Source organism: Bordetella genomosp. 9 (assembly GCF_002119725.1).
GTDB lineage: Bacteria > Pseudomonadota > Gammaproteobacteria > Burkholderiales > Burkholderiaceae_B > Bordetella_C.
Genome location: NZ_CP021109.1, coordinates 754743 through 778349 on the forward strand (window position 1 = coordinate 754743; position 23607 = coordinate 778349).

Consider the following 23607-nt stretch of genomic DNA (forward strand, 5'->3'; position numbering starts at 1 on the left):
CCAATGTCCCAGTCCATCAAGCAGAACGCGGCCGATACGCAGGAAGGCCACCCGCTGTTCAAGTTCAGGCAAGGCACCGCTCCCTTGCTGGTCTCGATGCCGCACGTCGGCACCTATGCGCCCCCGGACATCGCCGCGCGCTGGACCGACGAAGCGCGCCATGTGCCGGATACGGATTGGCATCTGGAGCGGCTCTACGATTTCGTGGTGGAGATGGGCGCGTCGGTGCTGGTTGCCACGCATTCGCGCTACGTGGTGGACCTGAACCGTCCGCCAGATGGCAGCAGCCTTTATCCCGGGCAGAGCGTGACCGGTCTGTGCCCCGTCGACACCTTCGATGACACGCCGATCTATCGCGACCCCGGCGACCTGCCCGGCGACGCAGAGGTGGCGGCCCGGCGCGCCACGTTCTGGCAGCCCTATCACGACCAGCTCGCGAAGGAGCTGGCCCGCCTGCGCGCCGAGCACGGCCGGGTCCTGCTGTGGGACGCGCACTCCATCCGTTCCGTGCTGCCGCGCTTCTTCGAGGGAAAGCTGACCGACCTGAACCTCGGCACGGGCAAGGGTTCGAGCTGCGATGCCAATGTCGCGCAAGCCGTCCATGCGATCGCGCAGGAAGGTCTGGCGCAAGGCTATACCAGCGTGCTGAACGGACGCTTCACCGGCGGCTACATCACCCGTCACTACGGAAAGCCGGAGCAGGGCATTCATGCCATTCAGCTGGAAATGACCCAGTCCAGCTATATGCAGGAAGTCTTGCCCTTCGACTACCTGCCGGATACCGCCGCACGCATCCAGCCGCTGCTGCGGCGCATGGTGCAGACGGCCCTGGATGGCGTGATGCGGTTGGGCTAGGGGCGGCGTCCGGCGCTTGCGCGCTTCATGGTTTGCGGCGCGCTATATTGCTGCGGACATCCCTATTGAGCGCGAGCCATGAACACATCGCCCCCGGCCGGCCGCATGCCGGTCTATTTCCTTTCGCATGGCGGCGGCCCGTGGCCGTACATGGAAGGGCCGATGCGGCGGCATTTCCAGTTGCTGGAGCAGTCGCTGCAGGACATCCCCAGGCAGCTGCCCGGCCGGCCCAAGGCGGTGCTGGTGGTCTCCGGCCATTGGGAGGCGCCGGCGTTCACCGTGTCGGCCTCGCCGCAACCCGGCATGGTGTTCGACTACTACGGATTCCCGGACTACACCTACCGCATCAGTTACCCGGCGCCGGGCTCGCCGGCGTTGGCCGAGCGCGCCCGCCGTCTGCTGACGGATGCGGGCTGGGACGCGCAAAGCGATCCGGATCGCGGGTTCGACCACGGGACCTTCAGCATGTTGAAGCCCATCTACCCGGATGCGGATATGCCGGTCGTGCAGCTGTCCATGAAGGCCGATATGGATCCCGCCGAACACATCGCCGCCGGCGAGGCGCTGGCGCCGCTGCGCGACGAGGGCGTGCTGATCCTGGGCAGCGGGCTCAGCTATCACAACCTGCGTCAATGGGGCCCCGCCGCGAAGGCGCCGTCCGAGGCTTTCGACGGCTGGCTGCGGCAGGTTCTGCTGGATTCCGGTCCGCAGGCGCGGCGCGATGCGTTGCTGCATTGGGAAAGCGCGCCCGCGGCGCGTCAGGCCCATCCGCGCGAAGACCATTTGATTCCCTTGATGGTGGCGGTGGGCGCCGCGGGCAGCGATCCCGCCACCTGCGTCTATGGCGAATCGTTCATGGGCGCCATCGCGGCGGCCAGCTACCGGTTCGGCCACGACCGCACGCCCACGGCGTTTGACGTTCGCGGCCAGGCGCTGGCGGCGTAGACCCAAGCGACGGCGGAGTCCGCCCGGCGAAGGCCGACGGCGTCTGGCCGAGCGCCTTGCGGAACATGCTGGTGAATGCGCTGGGGCTGTCGTAGCCCAGTTCCAGGGCGACCCGGGTGACCGGCGCGCCGCGCGACAAGTGCGACAGGGCGGCCATCAGGCAGGCCTGTTGACGCCATGCGCCGAAGGACATTCCGGTCTGTTGACGAAAAAAGCGACTGAAGGTGCGAGGGCTTTTGTTGAGCCACGCCGCCCATTCCTGCGGTGCGACGCGGATATGGGGTTGCGCCAGGAATGCCCGGCATAGCGCCGCCAGCGCAGGCTGCGCGGGAAGCGGCGCGAACAGCGGCAAGGTCTGCGCCGATCGCACTTCGTGCAGCAGCAGAAGCGCCAGCGCGCCGTCTCGGCCCTGGGCGTCGTAGCGGGCCGGCATGTCCGCGGAAGCGAGCAGGAGTTGATGCAGCAGCGGGCTTACGAGCAGGACCTCGCAGCGCGACGTTGACCGGGGGGCGGCGGCGGGTTCGATGTACAGGCTGCGGGTGCTGACGCCGCGCATGCGCACGCGGTGGCGTTTGCCGGCGGGGATCCATACACCGGCATAGGGCGGGACGACCCAGGCGCCATCGTCCGTATCCACTTCCATCAAACCGGTCATGCCATATAGGAATTGCGCGCGCCGATGGCTGTGGAAATCGAGCAGTGTGCCGGGCGCGTAATCGGTGCCTATCGCTAGCACGGGGCGGCGGACGCGGTCGACGGTGTGCAGGGCGACATTGCGCATGGCGTTGGAGGGTTGGCCGAAATGCGATGGTTCTTGTCCGGCCATCGCGAGCCGGACAGAACGGGAAAGGCCATCATACGCCTTCGTTTTTCATTGCGGTGACGCGTCATGTATGGGCTTTTGCTGGTTTTCGGCTGTCTGGCGGGGGTGACGACCGTGCTGTTCGGTTTCGGCGGCGGGTTCGTCGTGGTGCCCTTGCTGTACGCAATGTTGGCGGCATCCCATGCGCCCGATACGGCGATCGCCCGGAACGCAATGCATATCGCGGTGGCGACGTCGACTTGCGTAATGATTTTCGGAGCGTCGATGGCAACCTGGCGCCATCATCGCGCGCGGACTTTGGCTTGGGAGCATGTGCGGCCGCTGGCGGCTTATATCGCGGCCGGTGCGGTGGCCGGCGCCGCGGCCGCGGTGTCGCTGAGCGGGGACTGGGTCCGCTGGGCCTTCGTCGCCTACCTGGCCGCAACGATCCTGGATAGCCTGCTCAGGCCGGGATTTCTTCACGACGCGTCCGAACGCATCCGGCCGATGAGCCGGTTGGCCACGGCGGCCGCCGGCATCATTATCGGGACGATAGCGGCCTTTCTGGGCGTGGGCGGCAGCGTCATGACGGTTCCCCTGATGCGCCGCCGCGGCGCCAGCATGACGGCGGCGACCGCCATGGCCAACCCCTTGTCCCTGCCGATGGCGCTGACCGGCACGGCCACCTATGTATTGATGCAAGACCAAAGTCATGCGCTTGGCGCCTGGTATGCGGGCTATGTCGATGTGCGCGCCTTCGTGGTCCTGGCCGCCGGGTCGTGGCTCGGGATCCGCGTGGCTTCGCGCTGGATCGGCCGTATCCCCGATGCGCTGCACGCGCGTATCTATCTTCTCCTGCTGACCGTCGTGCTGGCCGTCATGGTCGTGGCTTAGCGCAGTCGGCCCTGCGGGTCCGTCGTTTGCTAATGCGATGATCGGCGCCGGCCGCGATGGCCGGCATTGCCATTGGCTATTCCTTTGTCCGGCGCGCATCCCAGCGGCGCCGCTTTACGGAGAAATCGCATGACGCTTGCAAAAGCTTTGACCGGCATTGCGCGGATTGCGTCGGCCTGCCTGGCGATTGCCATCATCCAGGGTTGCGCGACGCATCAGGAATCGAACGAGGCGCTGGTGCCCATGTTCCAGGGGCAGCGGGTGTGGAATGGCGTGACGACCACGCCGGAGGGGCGCGTATTCGTCAGCTACCCGCAGGCCGATGGCGCCGGTATGCAGGTCGCCGAGCTCGATGCCCAAGGGCGGCCCTATCCTTTCCCTGACGCAACGTGGAACGCGCCGCAGGACTGGAGCGCCGGCACGGTGGGCAGCGGCTTCGTCCACGTGAACGCCTTGCGCATTGGCCCGGATGGCAATCTGTGGATCGTGGACGCGGGCGCGCCGGGACTCGGCAAGCCGGCGGTGAAGGGCGGCGCCCGACTGTTCCGCTTCGAACCGCAAAGCCGCCGTTTGATCCAGACCTTCGATCTGGCCAGCGCGGTGCACCCTTATAGCTATATCGACGACATCCGCTTCAACGGACGGTTCATCTACATCACCGACGCCGGCGCGCCCGGGCTGATCGTGCTCGACACGCAGTCCGGCACCGTGCGCCGCGTGCTGGACGGCAACCGCTCGGTGGTGGCTTCGCGTCCCCTGCGCGCCGATGGCCGCGCGGTCACCGACGCGAAGGGGCAGCCGTTGCGCGTGCACGCCGATCAGCTGGAGGTTTCGCCGGACGGGCAGTGGCTGTACTTCCAGCCGGCTTCGGGGCCCATGGCGCGTATCGCCACGCGCTGGCTGAACGACCCCACCGTGTCCGAAAAGGAAATCGAATCGCACGTCGAACTGGCCTGGGCCGATACGCCGAGCACCGGCGGCACCGCAATCGACGCGAACGGCAATCTGTACGTGACGGATACGGACAAGCGCCGCATCCTGCGCGTCTCGCCCGAGGGCAAGATCTCCACGCTGATCCAGGACGACAGGCTGATCTGGGCCGACGCGTTGTGGATCGATCGCGAAGGCTACCTGTGGATACCGGCATCGCAGCAGAACCTGACGCCTGAATTCAATGGCGGCCGCATGGCGGTGCAGTACCCGGTGTGGATCTACAGGCTGCAGATTCACGCGCAGCCCAGCCCGCGGGATCATTCGTAGGCGCGGGTCTCGCGCACGCAGGCGAAGGCCGGAAGGGGCGTCCTTCCGGCCTTCGCTTATTGTCGCCGCGCCGCGATATGATGACGCCGCGCCGCGCCCGCGGGGGGCGCGACAAAAGAATAGTGAGGAGCAGCATGAAAACACTCGCACGCGGCCTGTTCGCCGCCGGCACGCTGGCCATCGCGTCGATGGCCGCCATGGGCGCCGCGTCCGCGCAGGAAGCGGCGGGATGGCCCGCCAAGCCGATCACCATCGTCGTTCCCTACGCGCCGGGCGGTTTCGCCGATACGCGCGTGCGGTTGATCGCCAGCAAGCTCGAAGGCCGCCTTGGAAAGCCCGTGATCGTGGAGAACAAGGCCGGGGCGGGCGGGGTCGTCGGCACGACGTTCATCGCGCGCGCGAATCCGGATGGCTACACCATCGGTACGGGCAATCTGGCGCCGATGGCCGTGAATCCCACGTTGATGCAGTCCATACCCTACGATCCCGCCAAGGATCTGGCGCCGGTCATCCTGATCGAGAACAGCCCCCTGGTGTTGAGCGTGAACAATTCGGTCAAGGCGAACAGCCTGAAGGAGCTGATCGCGCTGGCGCAGGCCGAACCGGGCAAGCTGACTTTCGGGTCTTCCGGCATGGGCGGCGCGCACCATCTGTCCGGCGAGATGTTCCGGGAGCAGGCGCATATCGACATTACGCACGTGCCGTACAAGGGCGGCAACCTGGCTGCGACGGATTTGATGGGCGGCCACATCACCATGATGTTCGAAATGGGATACTCCGCGCTGCCTGCGATCCGCGGCGGCAAGGTGCGTCCCATCGCGGTCACGTCTTCGCATCGCCTGAAGGTGCTGCCTGACGTGCCGACGATGGCCGAGGCGGGCCTGCCCGGCTTCGAGTCGTACAACTGGCAGGGCATCGTCGCGCCGGCCGGCACGCCGCGCCCCATCATCGACCGCCTGAATCAGGAACTGAATGCAGTGCTGAAGGATCCCGAAGTGGCCAAGGCCATCGAAGACACCGGCAGCGAGGCCGGCGGCGGCAGCCCCGAGGACTTCGGCGCGTTCATCAAGTCCGAAACCGCCAAGTGGGCGCACGTTATCAAGCAGGCCAACATCGCTCCCCAGTAAGCGAGCGCAAGCCTGGAACGCCCCAAAACTTCATGGCGGGTTTTGGGGCGTTTTCATGATGGCGCCGCGTGCTGCGCGGCCCTACAGCGTCGCGCCGCCGTCCACGACCAGCAGCGCGCCCGTCACATACGCGGCCTCGTCCGAAGCCAGGAACAGCGCCGCCTTCGCCACGTCCCAGCAGGTGCCCTGGCGCCCCATGGGGCAGCGGGCATCGCGCTGGCGCATCGCTTCCGCAAAGCCTTCCGGGGGAAGGTCGCCGTACATCACGCGGATGTGCGGCGTGTCCATGTAGCCGGGCACCACGACGTTGCAGCGGATCTGGTCGGGCGCGTATTGGCGCGCAATGATGCGCGATACGTGGTTCAGGGCGGCCTTGGAAGAGTTGTAGGCCAGGTAGGGAATGCCGGTGTACTGCAGGCTCGCCGTGGACGATACGTTGACGATGCTGCCGCGTCCGCGCTGCTGCATGACCGGGATGGCTTCCTTGCAAGCCAGGAACACGCTCTTCAGGTTGACGTCGTGGACCCGGTCCCAGGCGGCTTCGGGCGTGTCGACCGGGCCGCCCATGTATTCGATACCGACGTTGTTGTGCAGGATGTCCAGTCCCTGCCAGCGGTCGGCGACAGCCCGCACCGTACGGGCGACGTCCTCGTGGCGGCTGACGTCGGCCTGCAGCGCGAAAGCATCGCCGCCTTCGTCTCGTATCATCGCCACGGTCGCTTCGGCCGCGTCCAGGTTCACGTCCGCCACCGCCACGCGCGCGCCTTCCCGCGCATAGGTCAGGGCCACGGCCTGCCCGTTGCTGATTCCGATTTCGGGCAGCGACGCTCCGCCGCCCATCACCAGCGCAATCTTGTCCTGCAATCGGCCTTGCATGTCTGTCTTCCTCCTGGCCCGTTATGGGCTCGTTGCTTTTCCGGATGGGCCGCGGCGGATCGGGATCGCGGCGAGGCGATAACGATGCGGGGCCGCTGCTAGTTTAGAGGCGCGGCCAGGTTCTCCCGCAGCCACGTCACGGCGCTGCGCGCGCGCGGCGACAAGGGCCATTCCGATCGGTGGATCAGCCAGAGCCGATCGACGACTGGCGTGCCGCATTCGACGATCTGGATGGCGTGCTGACGGCGGAAGGCGCGGTTGGCGTAGCGGGGCAGGACAGTGAATCCGAGCCCCCGGGCCACCGGCTCCAGGATCAGACCTACCTGATTGCTGAACCCCCGTACCGGGACGTCACGGATGCCCGGCGCGCCGGGGAAGCGCCGGCTGAGCAGCCGGCTTGCCATGGCTTGACCGTCGGGGTGGTCGATGAAGCCGAGACGAACGAGATCGTCCCATTGCTCGATGCGGGCGTCCGCGGGCGCAACCAGCTCCAAGGGTTCTTCGGCGAAGGGCTCCGCCGCCAGCCGCGGGTCGTCCGGCTTCATGGTCAGCACGCCCAGCTCGTAGCGGTTCTGCAGCACCGCTTCCAGCACTTCGACGTCGGGCGCGAAACGATGGCGTATGGCAAGACCGGGTCGCAGCTGCTGCAGGTCCAGCAGCAGGGGATACAGCGCCAGGCCGATACTCCCCGGCGTGACGATGCTGATGTCGCCGTGCGCTGCATCGGTGGAGCCCAGGCGCTGCCGCAGGTGCTGGCCGGCGCGCTCCACGTCGCGGCAGTATTGCAGCAGCGCCTCGCCTGCCGGCGTCAGTTCGATCTGGCGCGGCCGGCGTACGAGCAAGGGGCCCAGTTCCTGTTCCAGGTGGCGAACGTGCTGGCTGACGGCGGCCTGGGTCAGGCCCAGCCGGTCGGCCGTGCGGGTGAAGTGGCGCAATTCCGCCAGGACGGCGAAGGTGCGCAGCCATTGCGGCAGCAGCATAAGAAACTTTAATCAAATCTATAACGGATTGCCGGTTTTCATTATAGGGACGCCGGTCTACGCTGATACGCTGTCCGCGCGGCGCCACCTCGCGCTGCGCGCTTGCCTGGCCCGGCAGCCGCCGGGGCCGCGAAACGTTTTTCTCATGCTGTAAGCCGGGTGCGCTCGGCGAGTTGCAAACGATATGTCCACATTGTTCACACCCTTCAAGCTCAAAGACGTCACGCTCCGCAATCGCATCGCCGTTCCGCCCATGTGCCAATACAGCGCACAGGACGGCTACACCAACGAATGGCACCAGGTCCATTACCCCGGCATCGCCCGCGGCGGCGCCGGCCTGGTGATCGTCGAAGCCACCGCGGTATCGCCGGAAGGCCGCATCACGCCGAACTGCACCGGCCTTTGGGACGACCGTCAGGCCGAAGGCATGGCCCGCATCGCGGCCGGCATCAAGGCCGCCGGCGCGGTCCCCGGGATCCAGATCGGCCATGCCGGGCGCAAGGCCAGCGCCAATCGCCCCTGGGAAGGCGACGACCACATCCCCGAAACCGACCCGCGCGCATGGCAGACGATCTCGCCGTCCGCGCTGGCGTTCGGCGGCGGGCTGTCCCGCGTACCGCGCGCCATGACGCTGGCCGATATCGAGCGCGTCAAGGCGGATTTCGCCGCGGCGGCCCGCCGCGCCCGCGATGCGGGTTTCCAATGGCTCGAACTGCACTTTGCGCATGGCTACCTGGCGCAAAGCTTTTTCTCGGTCCACGCGAACCAGCGCGATGACCGCTATGGCGGCAACTTCGAGGGACGCAGCCGCTTTCTTCTGGAAACCCTGGCGGCGGTGCGCGAAGTCTGGCCGGAGAACCTGCCATTGACCGCGCGCTTCGGCGTCATCGAATACGACGGCCGCGACGAGCAGACCCTGGCCGAATCCATCGCCTTGACGCGCGCCATGCGGGCGGGCGGTCTGGACCTGTTGAACGTCAGCGTCGGCTTTTCCACGCCACAGGCCAATGTTCCGTGGGGCGTCGCATTCCTGGCGCCGGTTGCCGAGCGGGTGCGCCGCGAAGCCGAACTCCCCGTTGCGGCGGCCTGGTGCATCGATGGCGCGCAGACCGTGGAACGTGTGGTCGCACAGGGGCAGATGGATCTGGTCATGATCGGCCGCGCCCACCTGGCCAATCCGCACTACCCGTATCAGCTTGCATTGGAGCTGAAAGCGCAGCGTCCGGCGTGGACGCTGCCCGCTCCGTATGCGTACTGGCTGGAGCGCTACAAAGGTCCGGGCAAGGCTGCCGCGCAATGATCGGCCGGCGCCAGTGTGCGCCATGCGGGTGCGCCATACGGTGCGCCGCCCATCGCGGCGCTATGCGGCGGTGGGCGTTCCGCTTTCTTCCAGGCGATGCGCCGTCAGCGCGCGCCGATGGCCGTTCAAGGCATGCTGGCGCAAGGCGTTGGCCGCCGCGTCCGCGTCGCGGGCCGCCAGCGCCTGCAGGATCGCGCGGTGTTCCGCGTGCGACGCGGCGGAGCTGCCTGCCAGTGTGAAGCCGCGCCGGCGCAACAGGTGCATGCGGTTGACGACCTGCCGGTAGACGCCGAGCAGGGCCGCGTTGCCGGTCATCTCGACCATGCGGTCATGGAAGGCGACGTTCAACTCGAAATAACGGTTCACCCCTTGCCGGCCCGCATTGGTTTCCAGCTCGGTCAGCAATTCCCCGAGTTCGGCGAGTTGCGCGTCGGTGATGCGCGGGGCCAGCCGGCGTCCCACCATCTCGTCCAGTCCCGAGCGCAAATCGTAGAGTTCGGCCGCTTCTTCATCGGAAAGGTCGCGGATGAATACGCCGCGGTTCTTCTCCAAACGCACCAGACCCGCTTCTTCCAGGGCGCGGAAGGCTTCGCGCAACGGGCTGCGGCTGACGCCCAATCGCTGTGACAGCTCGCTCTCGTTCAGCCGCGAGCCTACCGTCAATTCGCCGGACTTGATGCCGCGCAGGATTTCCTCCTGCACCAGGCCCGACAGGGTCATGGAGCGCAACAGATCGAACGGCGAGTGGGAAGGGGTAGGCATGGGGTTTGGGCGGAAAGTGCGCGCGGATCCATCCCGGGTGGGTTCCGGCAGCGTTCCGAGATCTTCAGGGCCGCGTAAGGATAACAAAGGGATAACAAAGCCCCGCAACTCGGATATCGTCGGATCGTCGACAATATGTAGAATGCCCATCCACAAGGGCCGGCCACGGACGGTCGCGAAGCGCTCGGGGCCGCCAATGGGTCAAGCGCAAAACCGCGGGCAAACGCCCCGCCCCCAATGCGGCAAGGGCTGCCGCGGGATGGAATTCGAGGAGCAAGGGGCATGAATGAAGCAACGACCCGGCCGCTGATCGGCAAGGTGGCCATCGTGACCGGGGCAGCGCGCAATATCGGCCGCGCCATAGCGGTGGAGCTGGGCCGCCAGGGCGCGAGCGTGATCGTCAACGCGCACACGTCGGCCGCCGAAGCCGAGCAGACCGCCGCGCTGGCCGAACAGGCGGGCGGTCAGGCGGCGGTGCACCTGGCCGATGTGTCGCGCCCGGAAGGCGCGCAAGGCCTGATCGCTGCCGCCGTGGCGCGTTTCGGCTGCATCGACATCCTGGTCAACAATGCCGCCGTGCGGCGGGAAGTGCGCTTCGATGACTTGGGATGGGAGGAATGGCGGCGTGTCACGGGCGTGATCCTGGACGGCGCTTATCTGTGCGCGCACGCGGCGGCACCCCATCTGCGTCAATCCGCCGCGGGCGCCATCGTCAACATCGGCGGCATGTCGGCGCACAGCGGCGCGCCGGGCCGTGCGCACGTGGTGGCCGCCAAAGCGGGATTGGTTGGCTTGACCCGCGCGCTCGCGCACGATCTGAGCGACAGCGGCGTGACGGTGAACTGCGTGGTGCCGGGACTCATCGATACCGTCCGCGGCCATTCGGCGCAGGGCGCGCCCGCCCACCACGCGACGCATGCCACCTTGCTTGGCCGGCGCGGCGCCGCGCAGGAAGTGGCCGATCTGGTCGTCTTTCTCTGCGGTCCCAAGGGCCGCTATCTGACCGGACAGACGCTGCACGCCAACGGCGGCGCCTATCTGGGCTAGCTGGCATCGCGGCCTGATGCGCGACGGCCGTGGGAAGTCCGACTTCGGGCGCCAGGAACAAGCCTAGAATGAACTTTCCGTTGTCGCGGCCATCTGAACGGCATTGATCCCGGCGCCGGGACGCGACACATCCGATCATCGGCAGCCATGGTGGGAGGTCCGCTCATGCAACCCAAGACATTCGCCCGATCGCTTTTTCTTGTCGTCAGTCTGCTGATCGGTTTTGCGGCCGTGGCGGCCGATGCCACGCCCGACCAGGTCTACGAGGCCGCGCAAGCCGGCCGCTATGGCGAAGCGCAGTCCATGATGGATCAGATTCTGCGCGACCATCCCAACAGCGCCAAGGCGCATTTCGTCGAAGCGGAGCTGCTGGGCAAGCAGGGCAAGCTCGCGCAGGCGCAAGAGGAACTGAACATCGCGCTGCGCCTGGATCCCAGCCAGAACTTCGCGCGCCCGGGCGCCGTGCAAGAGCTGCAGACCCTGATTGCCGCGGGACACCCGTCCCCGGCGCGGCAAGCCATCGCCGGCATCCCGTGGGGGCTGATCATCGGCATCGTGGTCGTCGCGCTGGTCGTGCTGATGATCATGCGTGCCCGCGCCAGCGCCAACGCGCGGGCACGTGCCGGCTATGGCCCCGCGGCGGGCGGACTGAACCGTTATCCCCCGGCGGGGCCGGGCACGCCCTACGGACCGGGCGCCGGCTACGGTTCGGCGGCGGGCCCGGGCGCGCCCGGCTATGGCGGCGCGGGCGGAATGGGGTCCGGCATCATGGGCGGCCTGGCGACCGGCGCGGCGGTTGGCGCTGGCGTGGTCGCCGGCGAAGCCTTGATGAATCGCGTGCTGCACGGCGGTTCCGGGACGGCGGCGCAAGGCAACGATAGCGTGGCGTCCGCAGATTCCGCCCAGCCCCCGGATGCTTCGAACCCGGCAGAACAGACTTATGACATGGGCGGCAAAGACTTCGGCCTGCGCGACGCCAGCTCTTGGGACGATCCCGGCAACGCCGGCGGCGATCCATGGGACGATGGCGGCAACACCCGGAACGTCGCCTGGAATGACGACGGCGGATCCGGCGGCTGGGACGATGGCGGCGGCTTCACCGACGACGGCAGCAACGACGACGACTGGACGTGACGCCGGTGATTCTGCGAGCCGCCTCCGTGGCGTCTGGCCCTTACGGCGCGCGTGAGAGCAACACCTTTACGCCGGCGGCGACGAAGGCCGCGGCGAAGAGCGCCTCGAGCGGCCGCCGCAATCTCAGATAACCGCGCGTCATGGCGGCGCTGGAGAAGAGCAGCGCGTAGCCATGGAACAGCAACAGGCTTTGCGCGGCGATGGCCAGCACGATGACGGCCAGCGATTCCGGGGGCGTATGGGCCGGGACGCCGACGGCGTACAAGGAGCCGAAGAAAAGAATCGCCTTCGGATTGGTCAAATGCAGGACCAGCCCTTTCACATAGGCTTGGCGCCAGGATACATACCGTGCTTGCGCGATTGCGATGCCCTTGGGCCGCAGCGCGGACCTTATCGATTTGGCGCCCAGATACAGCAGGTAGGCGGCGCCCACATAGCGCAGCGTCTCGAATATCCACACGTTGGCCAGCATGGCGGCGCTCAGGCCGAATGCCGCGGCCACGGACCAGACCACCGACCCGCTCGTGATGCCGGAGGCCAGCGCCAGCCCGAAACGGCGGCCCGAGGTCATCGAGGTGCTGGCGATCGCCAGCGTGGCGGGACCCGGCGAGCCGGCCGCAATCAGCGCCGCGCCGAGGATGAGCGGAAGATGTATGCCGTCGAGCATGGGGTGACCTCCTGGCAGGAAACTGTAGCAAAAGCCCTCATGCCCAGGTAGAGCCGGCTGTCTTCAGCGTGCCGCGCTGCGGCCCTTGCGCGCGCCGGCCGGGCGCGGCGCGTCCTTGCCGGCGGGCATCGGCCCGCCGTGGATCTGCTCCAGCCAGGACAAGGCATCCACATAGGAAAGAAACTGCCGCAGATAGCCGGGCGACACCTCGCTCATCAGCGAAAGCGCCCGATGCACGAGCAGGCTGGAGTTCAAGGGGCCAGCGTTCTCCGGCACCTGCTCCTGCGACTGCCGCAGCCGGTGGCGCGTGCTGACCGTGGTCCACACCTCGCGGATGTCGTCCAGCAAAGGCAGCTCGGGATAGGCGCGGCGCCACGCCACGGCATCGCGCCATGCGTCGGGCAGGGCGTCGCCGGATGCATGGCGGGCCATGTCGTCGAGCAGTTCGGTCAGGGGCGTGCGGGGCCGGTGTGCCTTATTCATGCGCGGCTGCCGGCGACGACGATGGCGTGGCGGGCTGCGCCTGCCCTTGCGCCGCATTGGACGAGGATCGCGGGATCGGCGCGATTTCCACGCGCCTGTTCTTCGCGCGGCCTTCGGCATCCGCGTTGGACGCCACGGGCTGCTCCGCGCCGAAGGCCGCCGCGAAGACCGCGTTCGACGGCACGCCGGCGGCGATCAGTTCGCGCGTGACCGTGAGCGCACGCTGCGCGGACAATTCCCAATTGTCGGCGAAGCGGCGGTTGCCCTCGCGCACCTGTTGATCGTCCGTGAAGCCGCTGACCATCAGGATCTCGTCACGCGTGCGCAGGTAACCGGCCAGCGGTTGGGCAAGGCTCTTCAACACTTCCCGGCCTTCCGGCTGCAGCTGATCCGAGTTCAGCGCGAACAGCACGCTGCCGCTGATGCCGATCCGGCCGTTCACCAGCGTGACGCGGCCGGCTGCGAGCGGCGCGGCCAGCGCTTCTTCCAGCGCCTGGCGGCGCTGGGTTTCCTGCTGGCGCTGTTGCACCTCGGCCTCCAGCTTGGCGGAGAGTTCGAGCTGTACGGCAATGACGCCCACCAGGATCAGCACGAAGGCGCCCAGCAGCCCCGACATCAAGTCGCCGAAAACCGCCCAGGTCGGGACGGCGGGGTCGGGGCCTGCTTCGATGTCGTCTCTCATACCGCGTCGGCGCCGCTGTCCGCGCGCTGCGCGGTCAGATCCTGCAGCGCTTCGATGATCTGCTTCTGCGACAGCACGCTGAGGTCGACCACTTCACGGGCCTGGGCTACGTAGTAGGCCAACTGTTCGTCGCTGCGCGCGCCCGATTTTTCCAGGGCCGTCTCGATGCTTTGCAACTGCGCCGCCAATCGCTCGCTGGTCGCGCCGAAGTCGCGCACGGCCTCGCCGAAGGCTTCGCCCAGCGCCGCGATGTCGTTTGTCCCGCCGGCCACCTGTTCGGCGGCGGCCGATAGCCGGCCGGCTTCGTGGCTGGCGGTTTCGGAAAAGCGGGATCCAACGGATTCCAGCGTGCCGGCGAGTTCGGCGCCCACGGCCTGCACGGTGTCGCCGAAGCGGGTGCCCGCCGACTCGACCGCGTCCGCGAGATGCATGCCCAGGGTTTCCGTGGTATCCGCGAAGCGCGTGCCGGTCGCCTCCGTCGTGTCCGCGAACCGCGCCGCGGCGGCTTCAACGGTGTCGGTGAAGCGGGTTCCGACGCCTTCCACGGTCTCCGTGTAGCGGGAACCGACGGTTTCGACGGTTTCGGTAAGGCGAGTGCCCACACCTTCGACGGTCTCCGTCAGGCGTGCCCCCACGGTCTCCACGGTTTCCGTGAAGCGCGTGCCGGCGCCTTCGACGGTTGCCGTGAAGCGCGTTCCAACGCCCTCGACGGTTTCCGTGAACTGCGTTCCAACGCCTTCGATGGCGTCGGTGAATCGGCTCCCGGCGGTCTCCACGGTGTCCGTAAAACGCGTCGCGGCGCTTTCGACCGTGTCGGTAAAGCGTCCGCCAACGGTGTCCACCGTTTCCGTGAATCGGGAACCGACGCTTTCCAGCGTGCCGCTGAGCTGGGTCCCCACGGCCGCGACCGTGTCGTTGAAGCGGGCGCCAACGGCTTCGACGTTGTCGCTGAAGCGCATACCCACGGCCTGCACGGTGTCGGCGAATTTGGAACCGACGGCGTCCAGATTGTCGGTCAGGCGCGTGCTGACGCGCTCGACGGTGTCGCCGAACCCGGCCTCCACGTTTTCCAGTTTGTCGGAGAACGCCGTGCTGGCATTGTCCAGCTTGTCCGTGAACTGCGCCCCGACGCGTTCGAGCAGCTGCGCCGACGTCGCCACAAGTGCGTCCACGGCCTGGCGCTGCTCGTGCGCGGCATGGTTGACGGCGTCCAGCAGGGTGGAAACGGTCTCCAGCAAACGATTGCGCTCGTCCAGCATGGCGTTGTCGCGCACCATGCTGTCGGACAGTTTCTGGCGCAGTTCCGCGATGACTTCAGCGGCGGCCTTCGGCGCTTCCGACGCCACGTGCACCAGCCGGCCGATTTCGCCGATGGTCTCGCGCGCGTGGGTTTTCGTGCTGGCCGAGATTTCGTCGGCGGTGCGCGCCAGGACCTCGCAGATTTCCTGCTGCCGGCTGACGGCACCCGCGGTGGCTTCACGCCATTCGTCGCGCAGAGAGCGCGTCATTTCGCCGAAGGTGTCGCGCCATACGGCCAGCCGCGCTTCGTCGCGGGACGCCAGATCGGCGCGCAGGCCGGCGTGCGATTGGTCCAGCGCCTGCAGCAGCGAGGCCGATTGCTGTTCCAGGGCGGCCACGGCCGCGCCCAGCGCCTGGCGGTTCTCGCCCGCCAGCCGCTCGCCGGTGCGCGTCTGTTCGGACAGCGCCTGCGTCCAGGCTTGGGACAGGCGGCCGGAAACGCCGTCCAGGCGGGACGACACGCCGTCTAGCAGGGCGGCGGAGCGCTGTTCGAAGGTCCCGGAAAAGCGATCGAGGCAGGCGCGCAGGTCTTCCGTCAGCGCGGCGCCGGCCTGTTGCTGTTCGGCCAGGGCCTGCTTCCATATATCGGCCACGGCCTGGGTGGAACCTTCGAAGCGCGCCGACAGGCCGTCCAACTGCTGCGTCATCGCCTGTGCGACAGTCTCGCGCCACGCCGCTGTTTCGCGCGTGAATCCCGCCAGGGTGGCCTGCACCGCGGGCTGGATGGCGTCGCTGGCGGCGCGCGCGCTTTCCGCGACGCCGGCTTTCAGCGACTGCGCGAAAGACTCGGCCAGCCGCGCGTAGGCAGTTTCCGTTCTTTCATGGAAGGCCTCCTGGCTGGCGGCTAGTTTGGCGTGAGCCGCGTCCGTGCGGCTCTGCAGGGCATCCTGGCCCGCGGCCATTTGCTGTATCGCTGCCTGGCTTTGCCGTTCCAGGCCCGCGATCATCGCTTCCAGGCGATCCACCAGCGCCGGCATGGCTTCGGCCTGGCGCTGCAGCAGCTTCAGACTTTCCTCGCGCTGATGGGCAGGCGAGTAGACGCGCAGCGTCGTGGCGATCCGGGCATCCAGCCGTTGGCCGGCCTGTACGCGCTCGCGGCGGCAGAACGCCGACAGCAGGCCCAGCATGGCGGAGGTCGCGACGCCGGCCACCGATGTGCCGAAGGCAAAGCCCAGGCCCTTCACGGGGGCGGCAAGGGATGCGCGTATGGCCTGCAGGTCCGCGGCGCTCTCAAGCGCGATACCGGTGCCGCGCAAGGTGCCGACCATGCCGAGAAAGGTGCCCAGCATGCCGAGCAGCACCAGCAGACCGACCAGATACGGCGTGAGCGCCGGCCCGGGGAGGGCGGCCCGCTCGCCTTCCACGCGCAATCGCGTGGCCACCCGCAGGCTGGGGTGCAGCTGGTCGAGCCATTCCTCCAGCTTCGCGGGCGCCCCGGACAGATTTCCCACGGCGCGATCCAGGGTGCCGGTGGCGCCGTGATAGCGCCATAGCTCCACCGCGCCGGCAACATAGAACACGGCGATCGCGACGGTCACCGCCAGGGCGATCGGGTTGGCGGCGTAGCCCGTGCCGACCCAGGCGACGATGCCCAGGCCAACGAGGAAAACGGCGATATTCAGAATTCTGGTCATGGCGTCCTGTTAGCGGGTGCGTAGAGCGGCAAGCAGCCCATCCACCGGCTGAAAGCGTATATCCAGTTCGGCAAGCAGCACGCTGCGCATGTCGGCGCGGAAGGTTTCCAGCCATGCGCCGCGCCGGGGTTTGCGCGCCGCGCCGGCTTCCTGCGCCTGGGCCAGCGCGGCTTCTTCGGCCATGCGCAGACGCTCGAAGTGTTTTTCCAGCAGGCCGGGCACGAGCGCGAGCAGCGTACGTTCGCGCCCGCCCAGGGCCCGTTCCATGACGGCGTCCACCATGGCCAGGCGCGTCATGGCCGGCGCGCGGGCGGCCAGCGCCGCGCGCAGACGGCCGCGCAGGCTGCCGATGTCGGTTTCCATCGCGTGCTGCATGGTCATATAGCGTTGGCGGTAGATCGTGTAGTCGGCCGGTTCGTCCGCGACGTCCGCGCGGCCGTGGCGATGCGCGACCGTGCGTCTTCTGGCGGCGGCATTGGAAATGGCGGTCGTCAGCGATGCGCGCACTTGCGCGCACGCGGTTTCCTCGCCATCTTCCTTGCCATCGCGCGCGGCCGGGGGCGATGCCTCCGGCAAACGGGCGTTGAGCGCCCCGGACAGCGCGATCGCATCCGTCCATTCAAGCCACAGGCTCAAGCGGTCCGCAAGGGATTGGGCGGGTTGGGCGACATCGACGTCCGTCAACCGCACGAGCAAGCGAATGAGCGCCGGACCGCTCAGGCCCTGGCGCCGTGGGACTTGCACCATACCAGCCGATCAAAAAATCCTGCAGTTTACACGGCGCGGCAGGCCGCGGGACGGGCGCCGCCCGCGCTCGGCGGCCAAGCAAGCGGTGCTGGCAGCGCCGGCAGGGACGGCATGCCGTTTGCGTCGATTCGCGTCTCTTCCCGCCGCCGCGCCGCCATGCGACTTCATCATCTGAACTGCATTTCATCGTGTCCCCTGGGCGGCCACCTGATGGACGGCCGCACCGATTGCCTGTTCTGCCGCGGGACGCTGTGCTGCCATTGCATACTGGCCGAGACGCCGCAGGACGGCCTGGTGCTCGTGGACACGGGCTTCGGGCTGAACGATGTGCGCGACCCGCGCAGCCGGCTGAGCGCTTTCTTCCTGGCGCTGCTCAAGCCCGACTTCAAGGAGGCCATGACGGCTGTGCGGCAGGTCGAACGGCTGGGCTACAAGGCCTCCGACGTGCGGCATATCGTCCTGACGCACCTGGATTTCGACCATGCGGGCGGACTCGACGACTTTCCGCAGGCCACCGTGCATCTGCTGCGGCGCGAGCGCGAATCGGCCGCGCTGCAATCCACCTGGCTGGACAGGCAGCGCTACCGTCCGGCGCAATGGTCGTCGCTGCGCCGATGGAAGACCTATCTTCCGGGCGACGGCGATGCGTGGTTCGGCTTGCGCGGCGTGCGGCGGATCGAGGGCATACAGGCCGACATCGCGCTGGTGCCGCTTCATGGGCACACGCTGGGGCATGCCGGCGTCGCGCTGGCAGGCGAGGACAAATGGCTGCTGCAGGCCGGCGACGCATACTTCTATCATCAGGAACTGGACCTGGAGCGGCCGCGCTGCACGCCCGGCCTGCGCTTCTATCAGTGGATGATGGAAAAGGACCGCAAGGCGCGGTTCCAGAACCAGGCCCGGCTGCGCGAGCTGCGGCGCGAACATTCGGGGCAGGTGACCATCTGCTGCAGCCACGATCCGCACGAGTTCGATGCATTGAAGGCCGCGGCGGCCCCATTGCGCCCCGCAATGTCGTGACACGGCGGCGCCACGGCCGCGCCGGGACGATTCAGCCGCGGTGCTCGATCTCCGAAGCCACGGAGGCATGGTTGACCATGGCGACCAGCGACACGCCGCCGATGATGTTGCCCAGCAATGTCGGCGCGAAAAAGCGCAGCAGGAAGTCCCGCACCGGCGCATGGTGAGCCAGGACCGCGTAGGCCGCTTCCACCGAACCGGCGATGATATGCGACAGACGGCTGACCGCCACCACATAGCTGATCAGCAGAACGGTGAGCAGGCGTGCGGACCGCGCGCTTGGCAGCAGCCACACCATCAAGGCGATCAGCCATCCCGCGAACACCGCGCGCAGGGTCGTCGACCAGAAGCCGTGCGCCATGGGCTCCAGGGACAGCGTGTCCAGGGCTTTGACGACACTGGGCTGGAACACGTCCGGCACCGTGAGCAGCGCCGCGAAAGCAAACGTCCCGGCCACGTTCGCCGCCAGCACAACCGCCCATAGCCGCAACGCCGAAGCCAGGGTGGCGGCGTTCCGGTGCATCAGGACCGGAAGCACCACCGTCAGCGTGCTTTCGGTGAACAGCTGCTGTCGGCCAAGGATGACGATGACGAAGCCGGTGCAATAGCCCAGCCCGGCGACCAGATGGCGCCATTCCGTCTCCGGTAACCCGGCGGACAGCACCGCCTGGACAAGGAAGGAAAACCCCATGGAAAGGCCGGCCGCCAGTCCCGACCACGCCAGCGCCGCGGCCGGCCGCCGCAATGCCGCTTCGCCGTCCTCGCGCACGACCTCATGTATGACCAGCGCGTGCGGCGTCGAATGGTCGGCGGCCTGCTCGCGTTCGTCCTCGGAGAGATGGGGAGAATTGCCGCCGGCGGCGCTGTCGCTGGACATGATGATGGGTGCAGGTTGAGGTTGCCGATATCTCGTTGCCGATATCTCTGTCGTGGCCCTTGTCCGGCGCTCGTGTCGCGGGCCGTCGTGAAGGCAGGGCGCCCTGAGGCAAACGCCGTACCCGCGCGCCGCGCCCGGCGCACGCGTCCTGGCTGGTGCAAACCGGCGCCCCAGGATCGATCTGCCGGAGCGCGGCGATAATGCCGCGGTCCATGCCTTCTACCGGCATCTGGGATACGGCCCGGACGATGTGGCTGGCTTCGGCAAGCGCCTCGTCCCGGATCTCGCGGACGCGCCGCCGGCCGGCCTCGTCGATGCAGCGGGACGGCAGGGCGGATGAAGTCGCCGGCTGGAACGTGGATTGCGCCCCCGCGCGGATCCTGGCGGGGCGGCATCGCGCCGTTCCGTCATTGGCCATTCGAATCAGGTGAATAAGTTGTTATGTCGGAATCGCTGAAGCTGGAGCGCCGCCAGGCGGCGTTTGCAAATTCCGCCCGGGACTTGAGCCGGGCCACGCGCGCCGTGATGGCGCAGTTTTTCGTCAACGGCGCATCGTTCGCCGCCTGGGGCGTGCAGATACCCGAGATCAAGACACGCTTCGGGATATCGGATTTCGTGCTCTCGTTCGCCATGCTCGCAGTGGCGGGCGGCGCCATCGTGGCGATGGGGCCCGTGGGCCGCTGGGCCACGCGCGCGGGCAGTGCGCGTGCGCTGGTGATCAGCGGGGTGGTGTATGCCGTCGCGACCGGCCTGATCCCGTTCATGCCCAGCTATGCCGCCCTGTTGCCGCTGCTCATCGTGCTGGGCATCGGAATGGGCGGCTTCGACGTCACCATGAACGTGCAGGCCGCCGCGGTGGAGGGGCGCTCGCACAAGCCCATCATGTCGACCCTGCACGGCATGTTCAGCCTGGGCGGCATGGTCGGCGCCGGCGTGGGCGGCGCGATTGCGCTGGGCGGCTTGCCGTCCTGGGCGCATGTCGCGGGAACGGCCCTGGTGACCTTGCTCGCCATTGCCCTGGGCAGGCGGTATCTGATCGACGACACGCCGGGGGCGCAGGCCGTACGGGAGGCCCATGGCCGGCCGGACGCGAAGCGCAAACCCGGAAGCGGCGGCCGGCGCGCCGGCTCCATGCCGGCCCGCCGCAGCACGGCCCGCGCGGCGTTGTGGATACTCGGTTTTTTCGCTTTCCTCGGGCTGATCTGCGAAGGGGCGATGTATGACTGGGCCAGCGTGTACCTGCGCGACGTGGCGGGCGCGGCCGCCCAGCTGGCGGGGTATGGCTATGCGGCGTTTTCCACGGGCATGGCATGCGGACGTTTCGCCGCCGACCCGCTGCGCCGCCGGATCGGCGATGGCCGCACACTGGCGATCAGCGGGTGGCTCGGGTTCGCCGGCATCGCCCTTGCCGTCGGCATGCCGTGGCCGCTATGGACGTTGCTGGGCTTTTTCGTGATGGGCCTGGGGGTCGCGAACCTGATGCCTTTCTTCTTCCTGGCCGGCGCCCGGCTGCCCGGCATGAGCGCCGCGCAGGGGGTGGCGGCGATCGCCCGCTGCGCCTATGCGGGCATGCTGCTGGGCCCGGCGATCATCGGCGCCATCACGCACCAGGCCGGCCTGCAGGCCGCGCTGGGCGCTGTGGCCCTGATCATGGGCGCCATCGCGGCGGTCGGTACGCGCCAGGTCAGGCGGTTCGCCTGACCGTCCGCGCGGCGCTCGTCAGCAGGCGGCGCGGTCCCGCGCCCTGCTGCGCCAGGCGGTCGGCGGGATTGCGCAGGCCGCAGCCCTCCATGGACAGGCAGCCGCAGCCGATGCAGTCGTCCAGCATGTCGCGCAGGCGTTTCAACTGCGCGATGCGCGCATCCAGGTCCGCACGCCATTGCGCCGAGAATCGTTGCCAGTCCGCGCGGGTGGGCGCGCCGCCGGGCGGCAGCGTCGCCAGCGCCGCTGCGATGTCCGCGAGCGAGATGCCGACGTGCTGGGCAACGCGTATCAGCGCGACACGCCGCAGGACGCCGCGCGCATAGCGCCGCTGATTGCCGGACGTGCGCACGCTTTCGATCAGCCCTTCGCGCTCGTAGAAATGCAGCGTCGAGACCGCCACGCCGCTGCGGCGCGCCAGCTCGCCCACGGAAAGCATGGGCTTGATGCCTGCTTGATGCAGGGCGGCCTCATGGCGGGTGAGCGGACGGGGAAAGTCCCGGTTTTCTTCATTTGCGCGCGTCATCACGTCTCCTGTTCGCGGCGGCGGGGCCGCTGCAGCCGCCGTTCGTGGCGGCGGCGTCGCAGTCGCCGCTTGACCTCAAGTTTAGTTGAGGTTTTAGCCTGTGGTCTCGCAACGGACGGCCGATGCATGCCGCGCCGCAGGTTTGGACTTTTTGGCAGAAAACGCGTGGAAATAGGCATCCGGATTCAGGCCCGCCGCTTCATAATCCTTTCCGTGATCGAGGACTCCCCCCGCCTGCGCGCGTTGCCGCCGGCAAGGCCCTCGCCAAGCCTGGGGCGCGCCGCGGCGCCCACCGGAACGTCACGCCCGATCCGGCGCCTGCCGATCGGCGCGCATGCGGCAGTGCCGGCGTCTCGTCGGCCGTGCAGTCCTTCCAGCCTGTCCGGCCCCTCCATCCCGTTTGATCCGCCGGCATTGCCCGCATGTGCACACGCCCTGCGTACGCCGCGGCATCCTTGCGCGCGGGCGCCGCGCCTTCGATGTCGCATCAATCCCGCCGGCCGTGCCTGACGGCAGTCCGGTTTCGCACCCGTTGGCATCCGGTGCGTCCGGCCGCCGGGCCGGCCGGCATCGCAAAATTGGATAAGGAATAAGCCATGCATCATCCCAATACCGTTTTGCTTTTCGTCGAGGACCCCGTTGCCAGCGCGTCGTTCTACGCGTCGCTGCTCGGTTGCAAGCCGGTGGAGGCGTCTCGCACATTCGCGCGGTTTGCCTTGTCTTCGGGGATCCAGCTGGCCTTGTGGTCGCGCCGGGATGCTGCGCCATCCGTCATTGCGCGCGGGGGCGGCAGCGAATTGGGCATACCAGTGAGCGATGACGCGACCCTGGACGCCCTGTACGCCGACTGGAAAGGGCGGGGGCTGCCTATCGTGCAGCCGCTGACGGATATGGATTTCGGGCGGACCTTCGTGGCCCTGGATCCGGACGGTCACCGATTGCGCGTGATCCGGCCCGGCGTCACGGCGGATGCGCGCGCGCGGCGCGGGGAAGAAGAGGCCATCGCGGCGTAGCAGCGGGCCTGCCGTTGGATGGGTCCATGGGGATGCCGGTCCCCGGCGCCCCGGCTCGCCCGGGTAATCCCTGAAACCTCCGTCCGTCCATCTCGGCGCCGTGTTTGTATAATCGTATACGATTAGACAACCGACAAAAATAGGCGCGGAATGGACTGGCTTTCCCCTCCCGTGGGTCAGGAGACCTTCGAGGAAATCAAGAACACCTCCCTTGGCAAGCTCGTCCGCGACCAGTTGCTGAACCAGATCCTGGCCGGCGAGTTCGCGCCCGGCCAGGCGTTGCGCGAATCGGAACTGGTGGAGCGGCTGAAGGTGTCGCGCGTTCCCGTGCGCGAAGCCCTGCGTGAGCTGGAAAGCTCCGGCCTGGTGGTATCGCGCAAGCATTCAGGCGTCTACGTGCGCGAGCTGTCGGACGAGGAGGTGCGCGATCTCTATCAATTCCGGTCGCTGCTCGACAGCCATGCCGGCCGCATGGCCTCACAGCTTCCCGATGCCCGCCGCCAGGCACTGGTCGCGGCGCTGGAGCCGTGCACGCAGGCGATGGACGCGGCCATCCGCGACCAGAATCCGCAGGCCTACTACCGGGAAAACCTGCGCTTTCACTGGTTGTTCATCGAATACGCCGGGAATCGGGAGATCGCCAAGACCTATCGGGAGGTGATCCACAAGCTGCATCTTGCCCGCCTGAAGAACCTGTCCACCGCGGAACACCGCGAGCAATCGAACGCCGAGCACAAACAGATCGTCAAGGCGCTGCGCGAGTCCACGACCATCGCGCATGCCAACTATTGCGCGGAGCTGCTGGCGCATCACGTGATCAATGCGCACGACCGTCTGTCCGCGATGTAGCGGCGGGCGGCCATAGGCCGGCTGCCGCGACGGGACGACGCCGGCATGCATGACGGCCGGATCGTCAGGCGGCGCGTGGAGGAGCGCGCCCGCCGCCAGCGGACTTGCGTCGCACGAATCACCCATC

The 23607-nt window shown here is 67.9% G+C and carries 22 protein-coding genes and 1 pseudogene; 12 read left to right on the plus strand and 11 right to left on the minus strand.

Going from position 1 to position 23607, the window contains the following annotated elements; all coding sequences use genetic code 11:
• The first annotated feature begins 3 nt into the window (after positions 1 to 3).
• Entirely contained in the window at positions 4 to 855 is an 852-nt protein-coding gene (hutG, locus tag CAL13_RS03535; RefSeq protein WP_086071534.1) for an N-formylglutamate deformylase, read from the plus strand.
• A gap of 78 nt (positions 856 to 933) precedes the next feature.
• Positions 934 to 1800 (plus strand): DODA-type extradiol aromatic ring-opening family dioxygenase, encoded by an 867-nt coding sequence (locus tag CAL13_RS03540; protein ID WP_086056154.1) that lies wholly within the window; start codon positions 934 to 936, stop codon positions 1798 to 1800.
• Here CAL13_RS03540 and CAL13_RS03545 read toward each other — a convergent pair.
• Entirely contained in the window at positions 1709 to 2581 is an 873-nt protein-coding gene (locus tag CAL13_RS03545) for an AraC family transcriptional regulator (protein ID WP_086073499.1), read from the minus strand. The two genes, CAL13_RS03540 and CAL13_RS03545, sit on opposite strands and share 92 nt — an antisense overlap.
• A 108-nt stretch (positions 2582 to 2689) precedes the next feature.
• On the opposite strand from CAL13_RS03545, the gene CAL13_RS03550 reads away from it, so the two are divergent.
• The 3 genes from CAL13_RS03550 (at position 2690) to CAL13_RS03560 (ending at position 5883) form a co-directional block, all read left to right on the plus strand.
• A complete protein-coding gene (locus CAL13_RS03550; RefSeq protein ID WP_086071535.1) occupies positions 2690 to 3496 on the plus strand; it encodes a sulfite exporter TauE/SafE family protein in 807 nt (268 codons plus the stop codon).
• Positions 3497 to 3625: 129 nt separating this feature from the next.
• Positions 3626 to 4756: an SMP-30/gluconolactonase/LRE family protein gene (locus CAL13_RS03555; protein ID WP_198297901.1), complete on the plus strand. Its 1131-nt coding sequence runs from the start codon at positions 3626 to 3628 to the stop codon at positions 4754 to 4756.
• A 134-nt stretch (positions 4757 to 4890) separates the two neighbouring features.
• The gene (locus tag CAL13_RS03560; RefSeq protein ID WP_086071536.1) at positions 4891 to 5883 is read left to right on the plus strand and encodes a Bug family tripartite tricarboxylate transporter substrate binding protein; all 993 of its coding nucleotides are present in this window, start codon (positions 4891 to 4893) and stop codon (positions 5881 to 5883) included.
• 81 nt (positions 5884 to 5964) lie between these two features.
• Here the strand turns inward: CAL13_RS03560 and CAL13_RS03565 are convergent, their stop codons facing one another.
• Positions 5965 to 6759: an SDR family NAD(P)-dependent oxidoreductase gene (locus tag CAL13_RS03565; protein WP_086056156.1), complete on the minus strand. Its 795-nt coding sequence runs from the start codon at positions 6757 to 6759 to the stop codon at positions 5965 to 5967.
• A gap of 98 nt (positions 6760 to 6857) precedes the next feature.
• Complete coding sequence (locus CAL13_RS03570) at positions 6858 to 7739, minus strand: LysR family transcriptional regulator (RefSeq protein WP_086056157.1); 882 nt, start codon at positions 7737 to 7739, stop codon at positions 6858 to 6860.
• A 184-nt stretch (positions 7740 to 7923) separates the two neighbouring features.
• Here CAL13_RS03570 and CAL13_RS03575 point away from each other — a divergent pair, with 184 nt between their 5' ends.
• Positions 7924 to 9039 (plus strand): NADH:flavin oxidoreductase/NADH oxidase, encoded by a 1116-nt coding sequence (locus CAL13_RS03575; RefSeq protein ID WP_086071537.1) that lies wholly within the window; start codon positions 7924 to 7926, stop codon positions 9037 to 9039.
• 60 nt (positions 9040 to 9099) lie between these two features.
• Here the strand turns inward: CAL13_RS03575 and CAL13_RS03580 are convergent, their stop codons facing one another.
• The gene (locus CAL13_RS03580; protein ID WP_086071538.1) at positions 9100 to 9801 is read right to left on the minus strand and encodes a GntR family transcriptional regulator; all 702 of its coding nucleotides are present in this window, start codon (positions 9799 to 9801) and stop codon (positions 9100 to 9102) included.
• A 282-nt stretch (positions 9802 to 10083) separates the two neighbouring features.
• On the opposite strand from CAL13_RS03580, the gene CAL13_RS03585 reads away from it, so the two are divergent.
• Together CAL13_RS03585 and CAL13_RS03590 are read left to right on the plus strand one after the other, a co-directional pair.
• Positions 10084 to 10848, plus strand: a complete 765-nt coding sequence (locus CAL13_RS03585) for an SDR family NAD(P)-dependent oxidoreductase (RefSeq protein WP_086071539.1) — start codon at positions 10084 to 10086, stop codon at positions 10846 to 10848.
• 165 nt (positions 10849 to 11013) lie between these two features.
• Positions 11014 to 11982 (plus strand): tetratricopeptide repeat protein, encoded by a 969-nt coding sequence (locus tag CAL13_RS03590; RefSeq protein ID WP_086071540.1) that lies wholly within the window; start codon positions 11014 to 11016, stop codon positions 11980 to 11982.
• Positions 11983 to 12022: 40 nt separating this feature from the next.
• On the opposite strand, the gene CAL13_RS03595 is transcribed toward CAL13_RS03590, so the two are convergent.
• The 5 genes and pseudogenes from CAL13_RS03595 to CAL13_RS03615 all read right to left on the minus strand — a co-directional run bounded on the left by CAL13_RS03595 (position 12023) and on the right by CAL13_RS03615 (position 17494).
• The gene (locus tag CAL13_RS03595; protein ID WP_086056160.1) at positions 12023 to 12649 is read right to left on the minus strand and encodes a LysE family translocator; all 627 of its coding nucleotides are present in this window, start codon (positions 12647 to 12649) and stop codon (positions 12023 to 12025) included.
• Positions 12650 to 12712: 63 nt separating this feature from the next.
• A pseudogene (locus CAL13_RS03600) lies at positions 12713 to 13111 on the minus strand (DUF2894 domain-containing protein); the annotation flags it as partial.
• A gap of 13 nt (positions 13112 to 13124) precedes the next feature.
• The gene (locus CAL13_RS03605; RefSeq protein ID WP_086056162.1) at positions 13125 to 13814 is read right to left on the minus strand and encodes an OmpA family protein; all 690 of its coding nucleotides are present in this window, start codon (positions 13812 to 13814) and stop codon (positions 13125 to 13127) included.
• A complete protein-coding gene (locus CAL13_RS03610) occupies positions 13811 to 16747 on the minus strand; it encodes a DUF802 domain-containing protein (protein ID WP_086071542.1) in 2937 nt (978 codons plus the stop codon). Before CAL13_RS03610 ends, CAL13_RS03605 begins: the two co-directional genes overlap by 4 nt.
• A 9-nt stretch (positions 16748 to 16756) precedes the next feature.
• Entirely contained in the window at positions 16757 to 17494 is a 738-nt protein-coding gene (locus CAL13_RS03615) for a DUF3348 domain-containing protein (RefSeq protein ID WP_086071543.1), read from the minus strand.
• 156 nt (positions 17495 to 17650) lie between these two features.
• Here CAL13_RS03615 and CAL13_RS03620 point away from each other — a divergent pair, with 156 nt between their 5' ends.
• A complete protein-coding gene (locus CAL13_RS03620) occupies positions 17651 to 18514 on the plus strand; it encodes an MBL fold metallo-hydrolase (RefSeq protein WP_086073501.1) in 864 nt (287 codons plus the stop codon).
• Between the two features lie 31 nt (positions 18515 to 18545).
• Here the strand turns inward: CAL13_RS03620 and CAL13_RS03625 are convergent, their stop codons facing one another.
• Complete coding sequence (locus CAL13_RS03625) at positions 18546 to 19391, minus strand: formate/nitrite transporter family protein (RefSeq protein WP_086059215.1); 846 nt, start codon at positions 19389 to 19391, stop codon at positions 18546 to 18548.
• Positions 19392 to 19832: 441 nt separating this feature from the next.
• Here CAL13_RS03625 and CAL13_RS03630 point away from each other — a divergent pair, with 441 nt between their 5' ends.
• On the plus strand, positions 19833 to 21092 hold the full coding sequence (locus CAL13_RS03630) for an MFS transporter (RefSeq protein WP_232467757.1): 1260 nt from the start codon (positions 19833 to 19835) through the stop codon (positions 21090 to 21092).
• On the opposite strand, the gene soxR is transcribed toward CAL13_RS03630, so the two are convergent.
• Positions 21076 to 21531 carry a redox-sensitive transcriptional activator SoxR gene (soxR, locus tag CAL13_RS03635; RefSeq protein WP_086056166.1) on the minus strand — a complete coding sequence of 152 codons (456 nt, stop codon included), beginning with the start codon at positions 21529 to 21531 and terminating at the stop codon, positions 21076 to 21078. The two genes, CAL13_RS03630 and soxR, sit on opposite strands and share 17 nt — an antisense overlap.
• Positions 21532 to 22214: 683 nt before the next feature.
• Here soxR and CAL13_RS03645 point away from each other — a divergent pair.
• Both CAL13_RS03645 and CAL13_RS03650 read left to right on the plus strand, forming a co-directional pair.
• Entirely contained in the window at positions 22215 to 22631 is a 417-nt protein-coding gene (locus CAL13_RS03645) for a VOC family protein (protein WP_086056168.1), read from the plus strand.
• Positions 22632 to 22781: 150 nt separating this feature from the next.
• On the plus strand, positions 22782 to 23480 hold the full coding sequence (locus tag CAL13_RS03650; protein WP_086071544.1) for a GntR family transcriptional regulator: 699 nt from the start codon (positions 22782 to 22784) through the stop codon (positions 23478 to 23480).
• Positions 23481 to 23607 lie beyond the last annotated feature (127 nt).

What these genes read in the sequence shown, in the direction of transcription:
- hutG (WP_086071534.1), top strand. Translation starts at nt 4, where the DNA reads ATGTCCCAGTCCATCAAGCAGAACGCGGCCGATACGCAGGAAGGCCAC.
- CAL13_RS03540 (WP_086056154.1), top strand. Translation starts at nt 934, where the DNA reads ATGAACACATCGCCCCCGGCCGGCCGCATGCCGGTCTATTTCCTTTCG.
- CAL13_RS03545 (WP_086073499.1), bottom strand. Translation starts at nt 2,581, where the DNA reads ATGCGCAATGTCGCCCTGCACACCGTCGACCGCGTCCGCCGCCCCGTG.
- CAL13_RS03550 (WP_086071535.1), top strand. Translation starts at nt 2,690, where the DNA reads ATGTATGGGCTTTTGCTGGTTTTCGGCTGTCTGGCGGGGGTGACGACC.
- CAL13_RS03555 (WP_198297901.1), top strand. Translation starts at nt 3,626, where the DNA reads ATGACGCTTGCAAAAGCTTTGACCGGCATTGCGCGGATTGCGTCGGCC.
- CAL13_RS03560 (WP_086071536.1), top strand. Translation starts at nt 4,891, where the DNA reads ATGAAAACACTCGCACGCGGCCTGTTCGCCGCCGGCACGCTGGCCATC.
- CAL13_RS03565 (WP_086056156.1), bottom strand. Translation starts at nt 6,759, where the DNA reads ATGCAAGGCCGATTGCAGGACAAGATTGCGCTGGTGATGGGCGGCGGA.
- CAL13_RS03570 (WP_086056157.1), bottom strand. Translation starts at nt 7,739, where the DNA reads ATGCTGCTGCCGCAATGGCTGCGCACCTTCGCCGTCCTGGCGGAATTG.
- CAL13_RS03575 (WP_086071537.1), top strand. Translation starts at nt 7,924, where the DNA reads ATGTCCACATTGTTCACACCCTTCAAGCTCAAAGACGTCACGCTCCGC.
- CAL13_RS03580 (WP_086071538.1), bottom strand. Translation starts at nt 9,801, where the DNA reads ATGCCTACCCCTTCCCACTCGCCGTTCGATCTGTTGCGCTCCATGACC.
- CAL13_RS03585 (WP_086071539.1), top strand. Translation starts at nt 10,084, where the DNA reads ATGAATGAAGCAACGACCCGGCCGCTGATCGGCAAGGTGGCCATCGTG.
- CAL13_RS03590 (WP_086071540.1), top strand. Translation starts at nt 11,014, where the DNA reads ATGCAACCCAAGACATTCGCCCGATCGCTTTTTCTTGTCGTCAGTCTG.
- CAL13_RS03595 (WP_086056160.1), bottom strand. Translation starts at nt 12,649, where the DNA reads ATGCTCGACGGCATACATCTTCCGCTCATCCTCGGCGCGGCGCTGATT.
- CAL13_RS03605 (WP_086056162.1), bottom strand. Translation starts at nt 13,814, where the DNA reads ATGAGAGACGACATCGAAGCAGGCCCCGACCCCGCCGTCCCGACCTGG.
- CAL13_RS03610 (WP_086071542.1), bottom strand. Translation starts at nt 16,747, where the DNA reads ATGACCAGAATTCTGAATATCGCCGTTTTCCTCGTTGGCCTGGGCATC.
- CAL13_RS03615 (WP_086071543.1), bottom strand. Translation starts at nt 17,494, where the DNA reads ATGGTGCAAGTCCCACGGCGCCAGGGCCTGAGCGGTCCGGCGCTCATT.
- CAL13_RS03620 (WP_086073501.1), top strand. Translation starts at nt 17,651, where the DNA reads ATGCGACTTCATCATCTGAACTGCATTTCATCGTGTCCCCTGGGCGGC.
- CAL13_RS03625 (WP_086059215.1), bottom strand. Translation starts at nt 19,391, where the DNA reads ATGTCCAGCGACAGCGCCGCCGGCGGCAATTCTCCCCATCTCTCCGAG.
- CAL13_RS03630 (WP_232467757.1), top strand. Translation starts at nt 19,833, where the DNA reads ATGTCGGAATCGCTGAAGCTGGAGCGCCGCCAGGCGGCGTTTGCAAAT.
- soxR (WP_086056166.1), bottom strand. Translation starts at nt 21,531, where the DNA reads ATGCTTTCCGTGGGCGAGCTGGCGCGCCGCAGCGGCGTGGCGGTCTCG.
- CAL13_RS03645 (WP_086056168.1), top strand. Translation starts at nt 22,215, where the DNA reads ATGCATCATCCCAATACCGTTTTGCTTTTCGTCGAGGACCCCGTTGCC.
- CAL13_RS03650 (WP_086071544.1), top strand. Translation starts at nt 22,782, where the DNA reads ATGGACTGGCTTTCCCCTCCCGTGGGTCAGGAGACCTTCGAGGAAATC.